Source organism: Natrarchaeobaculum sulfurireducens (assembly GCF_003430825.1).
Classification (GTDB): Archaea; Halobacteriota; Halobacteria; order Halobacteriales; family Natrialbaceae; genus Natrarchaeobaculum; species Natrarchaeobaculum sulfurireducens.
On record NZ_CP024047.1, the window covers coordinates 1,025,132 to 1,040,995 of the forward strand.

At 63.7% G+C, this 15,864-nt stretch carries 17 protein-coding genes; 14 read left to right on the top strand and 3 right to left on the bottom strand.

All coding sequences use genetic code 11. From position 1 onward, the window contains the following. Positions 1-102: 102 nt before the first annotated feature. From AArc1_RS06255 to AArc1_RS19600, 11 genes are all read left to right on the top strand, one after another. Complete coding sequence (locus tag AArc1_RS06255) at positions 103-1,296, top strand: MBL fold metallo-hydrolase (protein WP_117363562.1); 1,194 nt, start codon at positions 103-105, stop codon at positions 1,294-1,296. A gap of 16 nt (positions 1,297-1,312) precedes the next feature. Beyond that, the gene (locus AArc1_RS06260; RefSeq protein ID WP_117363563.1) at positions 1,313-1,870 is read left to right on the top strand and encodes a YeeE/YedE family protein; all 558 of its coding nucleotides are present in this window, start codon (positions 1,313-1,315) and stop codon (positions 1,868-1,870) included. Between the two features lie 81 nt (positions 1,871-1,951). Further along, entirely contained in the window at positions 1,952-2,386 is a 435-nt protein-coding gene (locus AArc1_RS06265) for a DUF6691 family protein (protein WP_117363564.1), read from the top strand. A 98-nt stretch (positions 2,387-2,484) separates the two neighbouring features. Then, positions 2,485-3,147, top strand: coding sequence for a helix-turn-helix domain-containing protein (locus AArc1_RS06270; protein ID WP_117363565.1), 663 nt, complete (start codon positions 2,485-2,487; stop codon positions 3,145-3,147). 115 nt (positions 3,148-3,262) lie between these two features. Next, the gene (gene extH, locus AArc1_RS06280; RefSeq protein ID WP_154670615.1) at positions 3,263-4,600 is read left to right on the top strand and encodes a selenite/tellurite reduction operon rhodanese-like protein ExtH; all 1,338 of its coding nucleotides are present in this window, start codon (positions 3,263-3,265) and stop codon (positions 4,598-4,600) included. 333 nt (positions 4,601-4,933) lie between these two features. Continuing rightward, complete coding sequence (locus AArc1_RS18665) at positions 4,934-5,092, top strand: hypothetical protein (RefSeq protein WP_154670614.1); 159 nt, start codon at positions 4,934-4,936, stop codon at positions 5,090-5,092. Continuing rightward, on the top strand, positions 5,089-7,383 hold the full coding sequence (locus tag AArc1_RS06285) for a molybdopterin-containing oxidoreductase family protein (protein ID WP_117363567.1): 2,295 nt from the start codon (positions 5,089-5,091) through the stop codon (positions 7,381-7,383). Before AArc1_RS18665 ends, AArc1_RS06285 begins: the two co-directional genes overlap by 4 nt. A gap of 2 nt (positions 7,384-7,385) precedes the next feature. Continuing rightward, on the top strand, positions 7,386-8,033 hold the full coding sequence (locus AArc1_RS06290; RefSeq protein WP_117363568.1) for a 4Fe-4S dicluster domain-containing protein: 648 nt from the start codon (positions 7,386-7,388) through the stop codon (positions 8,031-8,033). 5 nt (positions 8,034-8,038) lie between these two features. After that, complete coding sequence (locus AArc1_RS06295; RefSeq protein WP_117363569.1) at positions 8,039-9,115, top strand: polysulfide reductase NrfD family protein; 1,077 nt, start codon at positions 8,039-8,041, stop codon at positions 9,113-9,115. After that, positions 9,112-9,753 carry a TorD/DmsD family molecular chaperone gene (locus tag AArc1_RS06300; protein WP_117363570.1) on the top strand — a complete coding sequence of 214 codons (642 nt, stop codon included), beginning with the start codon at positions 9,112-9,114 and terminating at the stop codon, positions 9,751-9,753. The genes AArc1_RS06295 and AArc1_RS06300 overlap by 4 nt, the downstream gene beginning before the upstream one ends. Before the next feature lie 2 nt (positions 9,754-9,755). Next, entirely contained in the window at positions 9,756-10,100 is a 345-nt protein-coding gene (locus AArc1_RS19600; protein WP_117363571.1) for a helix-turn-helix domain-containing protein, read from the top strand. A 57-nt stretch (positions 10,101-10,157) separates the two neighbouring features. Here the strand turns inward: AArc1_RS19600 and AArc1_RS06310 are convergent, their stop codons facing one another. The 3 genes from AArc1_RS06310 to AArc1_RS06320 form a co-directional block, all read right to left on the bottom strand. Next, positions 10,158-10,598, bottom strand: coding sequence for a thioredoxin family protein (locus AArc1_RS06310; protein WP_117363572.1), 441 nt, complete (start codon positions 10,596-10,598; stop codon positions 10,158-10,160). A gap of 65 nt (positions 10,599-10,663) precedes the next feature. Further along, the gene (locus tag AArc1_RS06315) at positions 10,664-11,176 is read right to left on the bottom strand and encodes a PKD domain-containing protein (RefSeq protein WP_117363573.1); all 513 of its coding nucleotides are present in this window, start codon (positions 11,174-11,176) and stop codon (positions 10,664-10,666) included. 283 nt (positions 11,177-11,459) lie between these two features. Beyond that, entirely contained in the window at positions 11,460-12,302 is an 843-nt protein-coding gene (locus tag AArc1_RS06320) for a universal stress protein (protein WP_117363574.1), read from the bottom strand. Between the two features lie 370 nt (positions 12,303-12,672). Here AArc1_RS06320 and AArc1_RS18950 point away from each other — a divergent pair, with 370 nt between their 5' ends. The 3 genes from AArc1_RS18950 (at position 12,673) to AArc1_RS06330 (ending at position 15,775) form a co-directional block, all read left to right on the top strand. Beyond that, positions 12,673-12,819, top strand: coding sequence for a DUF7512 family protein (locus tag AArc1_RS18950; RefSeq protein ID WP_186336656.1), 147 nt, complete (start codon positions 12,673-12,675; stop codon positions 12,817-12,819). Then, positions 12,820-13,848 carry a sulfite exporter TauE/SafE family protein gene (locus AArc1_RS06325; RefSeq protein ID WP_117363575.1) on the top strand — a complete coding sequence of 343 codons (1,029 nt, stop codon included), beginning with the start codon at positions 12,820-12,822 and terminating at the stop codon, positions 13,846-13,848. 76 nt (positions 13,849-13,924) lie between these two features. Beyond that, positions 13,925-15,775, top strand: a complete 1,851-nt coding sequence (locus AArc1_RS06330) for a cation:proton antiporter domain-containing protein (RefSeq protein ID WP_117363576.1) — start codon at positions 13,925-13,927, stop codon at positions 15,773-15,775. The last annotated feature ends 89 nt before the right edge of the window (positions 15,776-15,864 follow it).

Consider the following 15,864-nt stretch of genomic DNA (forward strand, 5'->3'; position numbering starts at 1 on the left):
GAGGGAGTGGGTGACGTTTTCCTCGAGACCCATTATTGTGCAGTTAGCGAAATACCATGCAAACCCTTAAGTGAGAGTACCCGGTAGTTCGAACCGTACATCATGGACGACATGGACTTCCCGACATCGGACGTGCCAGTCGAGTCGGTGACCCCGGACGAACTGAAGGCGAGCATCGACGCCGGTGAAGACGTGACGCTGCTCGATGCGCGGATGGAAAGCGACTACGAGGAGTGGCGCATCGACGGTGAGACCGTCGAGTCGATCAACGTCCCGTACTTCGAGTTTCTGGACGAGGAGATCGACGAGGACGTACTCGCACAGATCCCCAAGGACCGGACCGTAACAGCCCTCTGTGCGAAAGGCGGTGCGAGCGAGTTCGTTGCGGGCGCGTTGAACGAACGCGGCTACGAGGTCAACCACCTCGAGGAAGGGATGAACGGCTGGGCACGCATCTACGAGGCCGTCGAAGTCGAGCGCTACGACGGCGCCGGAACGCTGCTCCAGTACCAGCGTCCCTCGAGTGGCTGTCTCGGCTACGTCGTCTACGACGACGGTGAGGCGGCCGTTATCGATCCGCTCCGTGCGTTCACCGATCGCTACCTCGAAGACGCCGACGAACTCGGCGTCGAGCTAACGTACGCGATCGATACGCACATCCACGCCGACCACATCTCGGGGGTCCGAAACCTCGCTGACGAGGGTGTCGAGGGTGTTATCCCCGAGGCCGCAGTCGACCGTGGCGTGACCTACGCCGACGAGATGACGCTGGCCGAAGACGGCGACGAGTTCCAGGTCGGCAACGCCACCATCGAAACCGTGTCGACGCCCGGACACACCTCCGGGATGACCTCGTACCTGATCGACGGCGAGTTGCTGGCGACCGGCGACGGCCTCTTCATCGAGAGCGTCGCCCGGCCCGACTTAGAGGAAGGCGACGACGGCGCACCCGAAGCCGCCAGCCAGCTCTATAAGTCGCTTCAGGAGCGTGTGCTGACGCTGCCCGACGAGACGCTGATCGGTGGCGCCCACTACAGCGACGCTGCCGAGCCCGCCGCCGATGGCACCTACACGGCACCGATCGGCCAGCTCGTCGACGAGATGGACGCGCTGACGATGGACGAAGACGAGTTCGTCGACCTGATCCTCTCGGATATGCCGCCTCGACCGGCCAACTACGAGGACATCATCCCGACGAACCTCGGTCAGCAAGAGGCGGACGACGACGAGGCGTTCGAACTCGAGCTTGGCCCGAACAACTGCGCCGCCAGCAAGGGATCGCTGGCAGGTGACTAGCGCCCTTATTCGATGAATGGTATCTGAACTGTTCGCTCCCGCGTTGGTCGAGTCGCTGTTTCCCGAGGGCATCAGCCGATACGCCGTCGGTGGCCTGCTCGTCGGCCTCGGCGCTGCCGTGATCTATCTGGGTACTGGCATCGCCGCCGGGGCGAGTACCTTCCTCGAGTCGACGTTGTCGTACGTCTCCGATCAGTCACGATTCCAGCAGTATCGGGCCTCGCGTGACTGGCGCATCGTCTTTACCCTCGGTATCGTCCTCGGGGCCGCGATTTACGCACTGACGTTCCAGTCGGGAGTTCTCTCGAGTTCGCTCTACCAGCCTGGGACGACCGGCGAACTCCGTGAGGTCGGCGGTGTAACGATCTGGCTGACCGAGGTCCAGCCCTGGCGGCTGTTCCTCGGCGGTATACTGGTCGGCATCGGCACCCGAATCGGGAAAGGCTGTACGTCGGGCCACGGCGTCTGTGGTGTCGGCTCAGCGTCGAAAACCTCGATCGTTGGCGTGATCACGTTCCTGATCGTCGCGATCGGAACTGCCCAGATCGTGATGGCACTGGGGGTGAGCCCGTAGATGAGCGAGAGTCCCAAAAGAGACTCTCCGAACGGCAAGCGGGGAGCAACGCGCTCCGCGAGCGACCGTCACCCGCTGTTCATGCCGCTGATCTTCGTCGGCGGCCTGATCTTCGGCTTCGGCCTCGGGTTTAGCCACATGGCCCAGCCAGAAGTCGTCCTGAACTTCCTGCAGTTCGAGGACTTCGGCCTGCTGTTCGTCATGTTTGGCGCGGCGATCGTCACCGGCATCGCGTTCGCCATTATGCCGCGTCTAGGGCGTCGTGCGCCCCTGACGGGCACCGGCTACGGCCGACGGCTGAAGTCGTTCGATCGCAACGTGCTGATCGGCGGCGCGATCTTCGGCGTTGGCTGGGGCCTTTCGGGCATCTGTCCCGGCGCGGCCTACGCCAGCCTCGGCGTCGGCAACGTGACGATCCTCTGGGCGATCGCCGGCATGTTCGTCGGCGCATACCTCCAGGGCGTCGTGCGCTCGAGTGACGTGGCGTCGACACGATCGACTGCAGCCGACGACTGATCGTCTCCGGGGGTCAGCGAGCGAACATGTCGATGCTCGTTTTCATCACGTGGGAACAGTAGTAGATAGGTTGTATCTCCCCCTTCGTACATCCTCGTATGAGCCAGTTGGTGTCGGCGGACGTAACTCCCTCCCGAGGTCACGAGCGGATCGAAGCCCGGGATCTCCGGGTCGTCCTCGAGATCGTCCGCGGCGGGTCGTGCTTCATGGACGGTGTCGACGGCGACATCGTCGACGTAGACGTCCGCTTCGAAAACGAACAGTGTCACTGTGACGTCACTGTACGGACAGAAGACGAGGACGGCGAGGAGAACGTCGAAACGAAGTACGGATCGAACGATGTCTGTAGCCACTGTCCCGGCGTCATCTTCTCGAATCACGGCTGCATTCCGCGGTTTCTGGGCGTCGGTGACGGCTGGTTCGTCGTCGAAACCTACGCGGCGGATACGGAGACCGTCTCATCGCTCGTCTCGGACGTTCGAGAGGTCTCTGAACGGGTCAGCGTCAAGAGTCTCGTCTCGACGGACCGAGACGGTCACGACGACGTCTGCTCGGTCGACATCTCGACACTCACACCCAAACAGCGTGAGGCCGTCGAACACGCGACCGAGGCGGGTTACTACGACCCCGACACCCGCGTCCCGCTCGAGGACCTCGCAGCCGACCTCGGCATCTCTTCGTCGGCGCTCTCTCAACGACTCCGCCGTGCGGAGAGCAACGTCATGCGGCAGGTGGCCTGCAAGAGCGAGTGTCTCGATTGACCGTCGTCGAGCGTGTTGAAAGCCGACGATTGTGCGGGAAATTCCGGCATACTACTTAAAACCTAAATCATTTCCGGGTTACAGCTACTCCGCTCGGGAGGACATATTAGCATGTATGAATACGATAAACCGGCGGCGGTTCCTCGCGGCTGGTGGTGCACTGGGTGTGGTGACCCTCGCTGGCTGTCTCGGAGACGACCCAGCCGACGAGCCCGAAGAAGAAGCGCCAGAACCGGACGACGAATCGGACGACGACGACGAACCGGACGACGACGAACCGACCGAAGACCTCCCCGATCCGACCGACACGGAGACGGCGTTGATCGAACCGACGACACTCCACGAGTGGCAGGAAGCCGGCCTCGTGAACAAGGACGATCCCGGAGAGTCCCACCGGGTCGTGATTCTCCGGATCGACGACTGGTACCCCGACGATAGTGCGATCCAGTCGTACGAGGACGGACACGTTCCCGGAGCGGCTCCGTGGTACGTCGACGAGTTACACACTGAGCGTGAAGAAGGGCTGGGTGTCGCGGCACCGATGGTCGCAAACGGCGAGATGGTCGACGAGGCGCTCAACCGGGCGGGGGTCTGTCCCCGGACGACGATCGTCGTCTCGGGAACCAAACCCATCCGCGTCGCCCGTGGCTACTGGACGCTGCGGTACTGGGGCTTCCCACGCGAGCGCGTGAAAATCCTCAACGGCGGCTACCACGCCTACGGCGAGGAGTACGACCTCGAGACCGGACAGTTCGATCCGCTGGACGTCCCGCAAACGACTTTCAGCGTCGAGGCCAACGAGGAGCTGAACAACGACCTTCGGGTCGGCATCGGCCAGATGATCCAGCGCGTCGACAACGTCATCGAGGGCGAGAGCGACGACGTGATCCTCGAGAACCGCCAGGACGGCGAGGGTGACGAGGCGTCGGCCCCCGGGACGATGATCAGCAACGCCACCTGGGACAACCCACTCGCCGTCCACGAGGGCGATCACCACTTCGACACGTTCGAAGCCGAGGGTGCATACTTCAAAGCGCCGGGCGAACTTCAGGCGCACTACGACGACCTCGGCGTCTCCCCGGACGACACCGTCCTCACCTACTGTGGCAGCGGCTACCGGGCGGCGGTGAGCTTCTTCGTCCTCGACGGCATCCTCGAGTACGACGACGTGATGCTGTACGATGGCTCCTGGGGCCAGTGGGAGCAGTACGCGGGCGACGACGTTCCCGAAACGTGGCGAGTCGACGAACACGGCCGAACGGACGGCGACCTCGAGGCTGGCGATCTCGAGATCACCGTCGACGAGATACCTGACCTCGACACGCCCGAGGCCAACCAGCTCGAGGCGGCCGATATGGACTACATGGCTGGCGGGGAGGTCGACGAGGACGACGGTGCGGATGGTGCCGACGACTTCGCCTGCTCGGTCGGACGACCTGCCCCGACGCCGTAGCCGGTGCTCGAGTGGGTCCACGATAGGCAGGTGAGCCAGCCGCTGTTTTTTGGACTCGACGTCGGATCGGTCTGGTGCGATTCGAGAGGGCCTACATAAATATCTGTACACTTCAGTACTCGTTTGAGGCGCTGTGAGGCCGTTCGTTCGTAACGACGGCTGCAGTTTAGCGGGTCGAAACGGGAGAAGCCACCGCTCGTGGCATCGATCGTGGTATTCGTCTCGATATCGGCCGAGCATCATCGTCTCGCTCCCGCCCCTATATAAAACCGAATCCTATCCAGAGTCGACCATACCGTCGTTGGGACCCTCGTTTTACCTGGAGGAAACACTATGCGACGGCAATCACAGATCCGGCACGAGATGCCGGGACGGAAGACCGAACCCGACCGTCGCGATGGCCGATCGACGGTTTCGTCGGCGCCGGCCGAGGTCGGAGCAACAGCCCACGTCGTCGGCCAGACGCGTCGCTCGGAGGTGACCGGCCGATGAGCGACGTCGATGGGTTCGACCTCACGCGACGAACCGTGCTCAAGACCGCGGGAGCTGCCGCGGTCGGGGCGAGCTTCGCCGGCTGTCTCGCCGGTGGCGACGACCAGCCGGCGGTCGATCCGGATGCCGAAACGGAGACCGCCTACGGCAACTGCTGGATGTGCCACCACGCGTGCGGGCAAGAGCTAACGGTGAGAGACGGAACGGCCGTCGACATCAACGGCGTCGACGAACACCCCCGCGGAAGCGCCGGTCCGGGAACCGAGGGGACGCTCTGTCCGAAAGGACAGGCCGAACTCGAGAAGCTCTACGACCCCGACCGGATCACGCAGCCGTACATCCGCGAGGACGGCGAACTGCGCGAAGCCGACTGGGACGAGGCGTTCGAGTACACGGCCCGGCGACTCGAGGAGTTCGCCGACGAGCACGGTCCCGAACAGCTGCTCGACGCGACGAGCTGGTCGACGACGAACGTTCACGAGTACTTTTGGGGGAACCTCTACGGAACCCCGGAGAGCATCGGCCGTGGTCGACACGTCTGTTTCGGCGGCCCGCACCTGAGCGGGAACCTGATGGGGCTGGGCGCGAACATGCGGTTCGTCGACTACCAGCACTCCGACTACATCATCGCCTGGGGTCGGAACATCTTCGAGTCGTTCGCTGGACAATGGGAGCCCAAAGGCGTCCTCGAGGCGCTCGAAAACGGCGCGACGCTGGTCGTGGTCGATCCCCAGCACACGCCGACGGCGCAGAAGGCTGACCACTGGCTGCCGATCGAACCCCGGACGGACGGCGCGCTCGCGCTCGCGATGGGGCACGTGATCATCGAGGAGGAGCTGTACGACGAGGCGTTCGTCGAAGAACAGACGCACGGCTTCGACGCCTACCAGGAAGCCGTCGCGGACAAGACGCCCGAGTGGGCCGAAGACATCACCGGGATCGACGCGGAACTCATCCGCGAGATCGCGACAGACTTCGCAGAGGCGGCCCCGGCGGCTGGTATCGCCCTCTGGACCGGCGTTGGACAGTACGCCGAGGCACAGAAAGCCTCCCAGAACGTCTTCGCGCTCAACGGGCTGGTCGGCAACATCGACCGACCCGGCGGCTTCCGGATGTGGCAGGGGCCACCGTTGCAGATGAACCCGTTCGAAGAACGCGGGATCGACTTGCCGAACAACGCCGAGGGACGCCAGCCAGCGTTACAGCTGTCTCCCGAGTACGAAGACTACCCGTTCCGACACACGACGGGGATCGGCCACACCGTCGTCCCCGAGATGGTCGACAACGGCCACATCATGGGGATGGTCAACCACTACGACAACCCCCTGACCGACGGCTCGACCCAGGCCTGGCTCGAGGCCATCGAGACGATGGATCTCGTGATCACCATCGACGCCTACTGGAACGAGCTGACGCGGAACGCCGACGTCGTCTTCCCCGAGGCGATCCAGCTCGAGAAAGACACGCTGATCAACTACGCGCCGACCTGGAGCGCCTACCACGACCGGCGCTGGATCAGCGCCTCGAAGGCAGTCCACGAGCCACTCGGCGACTGTAAGTCCGGCTACGAGATCTACAAGGGCCTCGCCGAGGAGCTAGGCTGGGGCGAGTACTTCCCCTGGGAGAGCGAGGCCGAGTACAACGAGGACATGCTGGCGAACATCGACTACACGTTCGAGGAGGTCGCCGAGCAGAATTTCGTCCTCTTAGAGGAGTTCGAGTACGAACAGTGGGAAGAAAACGGCTTCCCCACCGCGACCGGGCAGTTCCAGTTCGATCTGGACGAAGAGGGCGGCTACGCCGAATCCGCCGACGAACTCGGAATCGATACGGCCCCCGAGTGGATTCCGCCGGGGACCTGGGGCGACGAACCCGACGACGAGTACCCGCTGCACTTCTACGACACGCGCAGCGTCTTCTTCTCGTTCGGAGCCGACCAGCCCCTCGAGCACCTTCACGAACAGTACGCCCGAAAGCACGGCCTCGAGGGCGAAGACTACCGTGGTAACTACCTCGTCATGAACCCACGCGATGCGGAGCCACGTGGGATCGAAACCGGCGACATGGTAACGGTCGAGACCGCCGCCGGTGAAGGTGACGAGCCCGCCATGGCGTACGTCAGCGAGCGGACGCAACCGGGGTTCGTCACCGCCGAGTTCGGTTTCGGCACGGGGAACAGCCACGAAGAGGGCATGAACACCATGTGGGTACACGACACGCAACACGATCCAGTATCGTCCCAGGTGGACAGACACTTGGCTGCCGAAATCAGGCCGGCCGGAGGTGACTGACCATGAGTGAACAGTGGATGTTCTACTTCGATCCGAACCGGTGTATCGGTTGTCACGCCTGTTCGGTCGCCTGCAAGCAGCGCCACGACCGGGACGCCGACGCCGACGACTGGCGGACGGTTTCTCACCTCTCGAGAGGTGAGTATCCCGACTTCGAGGAGGTGCCGATCTCGATGTCGTGTATGCACTGTCACGACGCCCCCTGTGAGCAGGTGTGTCCGCCGGACGCGATCATCAAACGCGACGAGGACGGAATCGTGACCGTCGATCGGGATCGCTGTATCGGCTGTCACTACTGTGCCTGGGCGTGTCCGTTCGGCGCCCCGACGTACGACGACGAGGGGCTGATGTCGAAGTGTAACCTCTGTCTGGGCGAAGGGCCGGGCGGTGGCCACGGACAGCCCGAGCGACAGACGCCCGAGGATGGCGGTCCAACCCCGGCGTGTGTCGACGACTGTGTCGGCGAAGCGATCAAAGCCGGCCCGCAGAGCGAGGTGATGGCCGAGGCGACCGAGAAGGCCGCCGAGCGGTTCGAACAGGGCGCTTACGGCAAACGCGTCATCGTCGAGCCGCTCGAGGAAGACGCCGACCTCGCCGACGCGATTCGTGAGGGAGACGAACCAGCCGGCGCGATCACGTACGAGGGGTGATCCCGATGCCACTCGACACTCACGTGGTGCTGGCTCAGGGATTCGTCGAGCAGCTCTGGCTGCCGGCGGACTACTGGGATCTCTCGATCCCCGTCTATCTGTTCCTGGCGGTCGTCGCCGGGGGCGGCTTTCTGGCGGGAGCGACGGCACAACTCGTCCGCTGGCGACGCGATACCCAGCCGGGCGCGATCGAGAGCGACATCGCCCGCTGGGGCTTTCTCGTGGCCGTCCTGGGTGCTGCAGGCGCCGGGCTGGCGGTCCTCTCTCACCTCGCGGTGATCTACCGCGCGCTGTTGTTCCCGATCTATCTCACGAACTTCAGTTCGTGGATCACGATCGGGACGTGGATCCTCGTGGTGCTCTCGGTGATCGCCATCGTCTGCTTGCTCCTCTCGCTGTTCGGTACGGAGGCTGCGGCGGACGACGGCGCGAGCCTGTTCCCACGGGCCATCGTCGCTAAACTGGGTCTCCTCGAGCTGCTGGACGGCCTCGTCGATCGGGTCCGACCGCCGAGGGTCGTGATCGTCGGGCTGTACGTGATCGGGAGCCTGCTCGCGGTGGCGACTATCTACACCGGGTTCGAGCTGGCGATCGTCGAAACGGTGCCGCTGTGGAACATGCCCGTAGTAGTGCCGCTCGCGTTCCTGTTCAGCGGCCTCGCCGCGGGTGTCGGCCTGACGGTTGCGCTCACCGTGTTCTTCGAGCGCGAGGTCGACCCCGTCGTCGGCGGCTACACGCTCGCGACCGGCGTTCTCTCGGGGCTCAGCCTCGTGACCGTCTGGTACGGCTGGACCGAGATCGCGACGAGTGACGCACCGGCCGCCGCAGCCTCGCAGGTCGCACTCACCGAGACGAACCTCGCGGTCGGTGCCTGGCTCGTCGTGGTAGCGCTTGCCGTTGCACTCGTCGTGGGACTGGTCGTTGGCGTAGCCGCGCTGACCGGTCGCGGATCGGCCGATCTCGAGCGAGTCGCCGTTCCAGCGCTGGTCGGCTCGTTCGGTCTGCTCGTACTCGGGGGCCTCGCGCTCAGGATCGTCATGTTACTCGCAGCGCAGCAGGATCCGGTGGTGGTGCTCGGATGACGTCGACGACCACAGCTGCATCCGCGCTCGAGCGCGAGAAACGACAGACGCTCGCGGAGCTGTACGCGCTGCTAGCGAAGTGTTTCGAGCACCCGAGCGAGGCCTTCTACGAGGCTGCGCGGACGGGTCGGTTCGACGCTGAAGTGCGAACGCGACTCGAGCGACTCGGCGTCGACGTCGAACCGGCACCGACGCTCGAGGCGAGCCACGGCGAACTCCGGGAGGCGTATCTCCGGACGTTCGAGGGCTTCGACGGCCCGGCCGCGCCACCGGTCGAGTCGGTTCACGAACCCTGGTGGGACGGCCGGGAGCGTGAACTGCTGGCCGGGCCAGCGGAGGCCGACGCGAAACGACGATTCGATGTGATCGACGCGGAGGTTCCGGCCCGATATCCGGCCGACCACCTCGCCGTGTTGCTCGAGTACGCGTCGCTCGTGCTCGAGGCAGGCAGGGACGACGAGTATGCGGACTTTCACGAACACCACCTCGACTGGCTCGAGACGTTCGCCGAGCGCGTTGCGGCGATCGATGGCGCGTCGTATTACCAGTGGGCCGCCGAGACGACGGCACGAGTCGTGGCCGACGTTGGCGACCGGTTCGTTGCGTCGGTCGACACTGATGGAGGCGAAGGAGGGTGAGTATGACCAACGCCCAGTACCGGATGACGCTCTCGTGGGCGAACCCCGAGACCGGACAGGAGCTGTTACACTGTCTGGCCGACGCCGACGGCGAGGACGTCTCGTTCTCGATCGATTGTGTCTCCCGCGACGGGATCACCCCCTGTTCGCTGGACATCGGATCGCTGACGCAAAAACAGCTCGAGGCGGCGCGGATGGCCGTCGAGGAAGGCTACTACGAGAATCCGCGCGAAGCCCGTCTCACCGACCTGGCTGACCGGCTCGATATATCGGAATCAGCCGTCTCACAGCGGCTGACAACGGTCGAACGGAAACTGATGCTCGCGCTGGTCGCAGCCTGTGAGTGACGGTGGTTCATCCACCGTCGGAACGCGTCCGCCGACTACCGGTCGGCGATCGCGTCGCTACTTATACGAAGTGATCCACTGCTTGAGCGCCTCGCGGGGCTGTACGCCGGAGGTTCGCTCGACCGGTTCACCGTCGGCGTACAACACGAGCGTCGGGACGCCACGTGCACCGAGTTGCTGTGCCAGCGGTTGGTTCGCGTCGACGTCGACTTTCGCGACGGCAGCGTCGGTCTCTGCGGCGAGAGCGTCGATCGTCGGCTCGAGCATCTGGCAAGGGCCACACCAGTCGGCGTAACAGTCGACGAGGACGATCGGGTAGGAGTCGACGACCGACTCGAGGTGGCCGGCGCCCTCGATTTCGATCGGCTCGCTCGGTGCCTCGGCCGATGCCTCCGCACTCCCTTCTCCCGGCACGTCGCCGTTCTCGAGGCGCTGTTGAAGCTCCCGCTTCTTTTGCTCGCGAATCCGCTGTCGCTCCTCGTCTATCGAGTCACTCATCGAACGTCGGTACGCACTCCACCGGTAAAACAGTTGTGTGCTTTGGGTACAATATCGAATAGGAGTCAGTCGCTCTGGATCTCGATGTCCCCAACCTGCGTCGCCTCGTGGTAGACACAGATGTAGACCTCCATGTCCTCGCTGGCGACGACACCCTCGAGCGTCGTCTCCTCGCCCTCCTCCGAGACGTCGTCGCTCTGGTAGTCGTCGATGATCTCGTCGTCTCCGTCTCTGATCTCGAGGTTGTGCGTGACGCCGTCGCCGTTCACCCAGCGGAAGTCGTACTCTTGCCCTTCGATGAGCGTGATCGTGGGGTTCTCTTCGTCCGCGATGAGCTCCGGTTCGATGCCGATCCAGGCTTCGGTTCGGCCCTCGAAATAAAACTCGTCGACGTCTTCCCACTCCTCGGCGTCTACTTCTTCGTCGTCCGGTTCTTCATCATCTGGTTCTTCATCGTCCGGTTCTTCGGCATCATCTGCACAGCCCGCAACTAGCGCTACTCCAGTGACACTCGCAGCTTTCAGCATCGTTCGGCGAGAGTACACCACAGCATCCAGGATCTTGCTCGAGTCGTCCATGGTAGCCGCGGGACCTGCTGAGTGTGTAACTCTGCCGGCAGTCTCTCGGACCAAGACGATGTTGTCCGTGAAACGGTTCCGTGTCGGGCAGGTACTGACGTGTTACGTCTCGGCTCTCGGTAAGTCGATCGGAGGAAGTGGTTGAACGATATATCGAAGAGACGGAACACGCGCCGGAGTGACGCGCTTCACCCCCGCCCGCGGTGTTGACGCAAATCGGAGATTTGCGAAAGCCGAAAACCTACGGTTTTCGGAAGGGCGGGGAACTCGCGCTGCTATTCGTTTAGACGTCTCGAGCCGGTGGCACGAGCAACACGTTCCCGTTCGCACGGGCGACGATGTCTTCGGAGACGCTGCCAAGCAGCAGTCGGCGGAGTCGACTGTGTCCACGCGACCCCACGAGGATCGTCGTCGGGACGAACTCGGCTTCCGCCGCGAGGATCTCGTCGGCGGGGTCGCCTCGCCTGACATCGGTTCGGGTCTCGATCCCCCAGTTCTCGAGTTGATCCGCCAGTTCCGCCAGTTGCGAGTCGGAGTTCGACTCCTCGAGACCGGGGTCTTTCGGCGTCTCGACGTGAACGAGCGTCGCCTCCTGGGTCGCATGACGTAAGTACGAGAACGTCTCGAAGGCCGTCTCGGCGTTCGTCGAGAAGTCCGTCGCGTACAGCATTCGCCTGAAGAGGTGCTCCCGGAGGATGTCAGGATCGTCGGCCTCCCGTTCGATCCGGTTGACCAGCAGAGGCGTCACCGTCGTGCGCGCGAGGTTGCGCGCGGTCGAGCCGATGACGCGGTTCTCGAGCGGGCTCTGGCCCCGTGAACCGACGATGGTGAGTTGTGCACCGATCGTCTCGGCGATCCCTCGAATGCGTCGGTGTGGTGTCCCGCGGACGACGTGAGTTTCGACCTCGAAGCCGGCGTCCTCGACGACGCGACTGTACCGCTCGAGGGCCCGTCGACGGCGTTTTTCGAAGTCGATACCCGGCATCCCGGCGTGGACGTTCGAGGGGACCACGGTGACGAGGTGAAGTTCGTCGACGCCGATCCGGCCGATACACTCGAGACAGGTTTCACTCTGGATCGTCGCCTCGCTCGCTGCCGACAGGTCGGTCGCACAGACCGCTTTCATACCGCTCGTAGGGGTCGACAGTATAATATTGTTTGGGGTGCCCAATACAGGGTGCTTTCGGACCGGTCGGGTGAGCGGGTTGCAACCGGTATCCGACGACTGATAGACAGTCAGTACGACAATCAGTCGGTTGTGATGACAGTGCCGCCCATTGACTGACCACCGTGGCGCGCTGCTTTCACGCTGCTGTCGATCTAAGGAAGATATATTCCAATAACGTATGTAAATATTCTCGTTGGATATTCGTGGGATACTCTGCAGTAATATTGTGCTTCAGTCCCAAAAGCGTTATACGGCCTCTCCGGGTAGAGAGTAGTGAGTAAGAATCCATGACCCGCACACAACTGAACCGAACCGGTGGTCGATACTCGTGATCGAGTTCGCCGCACTCTCGGGTCCCGTCCAGGCAACGCTCGTCGTCGCCGCCATCCTCCTCCAGGCGGTCGCCCTCTACGTGGGATACGGCGTCCTCGAGCGAGTATTTACGCCGCTGATCCAGCGACTCGCAAGCGCATAGATGGACGTACTTGGACTCAGCCTGCCGTTGCTGTTGTTGTTCGTGAGCTTCGGCTTCATGGTCGGGGTCCTGTTCGGCTTTTTCGGGATGGGCGGGTCGTTCCTGATCACGCCCACTCTGTTGATCCTCGGGTACCCCGCGCCTGTCGCGATCGGCAGCGGACTCGCGTTTTATTTCGGTACGTCGGTCATCGCCGTGATGAAACACTACGACGTCGGGCAAGTCGATTACAGGCTCGGGGCGATCCTGTTCGTGGTGCTCTCGATCGGCATCGAACTCGGGAGCCGACTCGTCTTCGCCCTCGAGGCGCTGGGAATCGCCGAACTCGTTACGGGCGTTGCCTACGTCGTTCTGTTAGCAGGGATCGGGTTGCTGTTCTTGCGACGTGCATCCAACCTCGACGACGTTTCCGATGACGAAGCGGACGAGGTGAGCGATGAGGAGATTCCGGCGATCGGTCAGAAGATCCAGTCGTACACCGTTCCCCCGATGGTCACCCTCACCTCCGGTGGACGAGCCTCGTTCTGGACGATTTCGGGGGCCGGCGGAGTCGTCGGCCTGGTCTCCGGGCTCATCGGCGTCGGCGGCGGCTTCATGCGAATGCCCGCGATCTACTATCTGATCGGGACGCCGCTGACCGCCGCCGTCGGAACCAGCCTGTTCGCCGGGCTGTTCTCCGGCGCGTTCGGCACGTTCACCTACGGGGCGTCGGGCAGCGTCGACCTCGTCGTCGTTTCGCTGTTGCTCGTCGGGAGCGCGCTGGGCGCGCGAATCGGCTCGGCGGCGACGACGATCGTCGAAGAAGACGACGTCATCGTCTACTTCGGTATCATGATGCTACTGGCCAGCGCCGGGATCGGGTTGAGCGAACTCGCGAACTGGCTCGGAACGGGCGCACTCGACATGCTGAGCGTCGTCTTGCTCGTCGGCTCGTCGTTCTTCGTCGCGTCGATAATCCTCTATCAGGTCGCCCAGCAGGTCGGAACGACGGGACCAAACGCACAGGCGACCCTCGACGGTGACGACTGATGCCGTCGGGATGTCCCCAGTATCGTACTGAAACGACCGTCGGCGCGATCGACGGTCCCCGTCGCCACCGAGCGTGATGCTGATCGTCGTCGTCGCCGTTATCCTCGCACTCGGCGTCGCCTCCCGCGTGCTCGCGGATCGACTCCGGATCCCGAGCGTGCTGTTTCTGATCTTCGCCGGGATCGCTATCGGGCCCGAAGGAGTCGGGCTCGTCTCCGAAGCGACCTTCGGCGACGGCCTCTCCGCGATGGTCGGCGTCAGCGTCGCCATCATCCTCTTCGAAGGCGGCTACCACCTCCGCATCGAGAAACTCCGGGAGAGCCCAACAGCACTTACCAGGCTCACCACCGTCGGTGCGCTGATCACGTGGCTGGGGACGGCCGCTGCGGTCGTCTTCTTCCTCGAGACGAGTCTCGAGGTGGGGCTGTTAGTCGGTGCGCTATTGATCGCCACCGGACCGACGGTGGTCGGCCCCATCCTGCAGGTCGTCACCGTCCGCGATCACGTGGCCGCCGTCCTCGAGGGTGAAGGAGTGATCAACGACGTGACGGCGGCGATCCTCGTGGTCGTCGTTTTCGAGGTGTTCATCGCCGGCGACGGTGGACTCGGCGCTCTCGCTGGCGACTTCGTCATCCGGTTAGCCGTCGGACTCGGCATCGGCGCACTCGTTGCGGCGATCGTCTGGCTGGCGCTCAGCCGCGGGAACGAGATGCCGTGTGCGGCACCACTGCACGCGCGGTTGATCGTCCTCGCGGGAATCGTCGTCGCCTACGGCGGTGCCGAGTTCGTCGCCAGTGAGACGGGCATCGCCGCGGCTGCGATGGCCGGGTTCGCACTCGGCAACGTCGAGTTGCCCCATCGTGAGGCGGTCGTCGACTTTCTCGACGACCTCTCGGTGGTCGTCCTCTCGTTCGTTTTCGTCGCGCTGGCGGCGCTGATCGACTTCGGAGACATCGTCAGACTCGGCGTGGCCGGGCTTGCCCTCGTCGTCGCGATCACGATGGTGATCCGGCCAGCCGTGATCTACCTCGCGACGACGAACGAACGGTTCACCACCAACGAGCGGCTCTTCCTCTCGGCGGTCGGTCCACGGGGGATCATCCCAGCGAGCGTCGCCACGCTGTTCGCGGTCGAACTCCAGGCGCTCGGGCGGCCACAGGAAGCCCAGTTGCTCGCTGGCACCGTCTTTTTGATCATCTTTGCGACGGTCGTCCTCCAGGCCGGCCTCGCACGACAGATCGCGAACGTACTCGAGGTTTCACCAATGCGCACCATCATCGTTGGCGGGGGACGGGTCGGCCTCTCCCTCGCAGAACGGCTCGAACAGGACGGAGAGAACGTACTGCTCGTCGATCCCGACCCGAACGCGGTCGAAACCGTTCGCAAGCGCGGACTCCGGACGATCAAGGGCGACGGCACCGACGCCGACATCCTCGAACGCGCCGGTATCGGCGAGGCGAAGACGGTGATCGCGACGACGCCGGACGACGACGTGAACCTGCTGGTCTGTCAGCTCGCACAGACCACCTTCGACGTCGAGAAGGTGGCCTCACGCGTCAACCAGCCCGAGAACGTCGAGGCGTTCGAAGCCCTCGGCGTCCGCGCCATCGATCTCTCGATGGCCACCGCCTGGTCGCTCGAGAACGTCTTAGAGCGGCCGTCGCTGTCGGCGTGGATGAACGAACTCGGCCGGACTGGCGACGTCCAGGAGATCGAAGTGACGGCGTCGGACCTCGTGGGCAAGCGTATCGCCGACGTGAACGCCGAGATCCCAGATGGCTGCATCGTCGGTCTGCTCACCCACCGGGACGGAACAACGGAGGTGCCGACCGGTGACCACCGGCTCCGGGACGGCGACCGGGTCACCTTCCTCGGTCAGACGAACGCCGTCGACCGGGCCGTCAAGCGCTTTCACCCACACGACTGACCGGCGTTCATCGGTCCACGCTGATGGAGACACTCGATCGACCGTCAGTTTTTCCCCGGCCCGTTCGAGAATAGTACCAGATGGTTCTT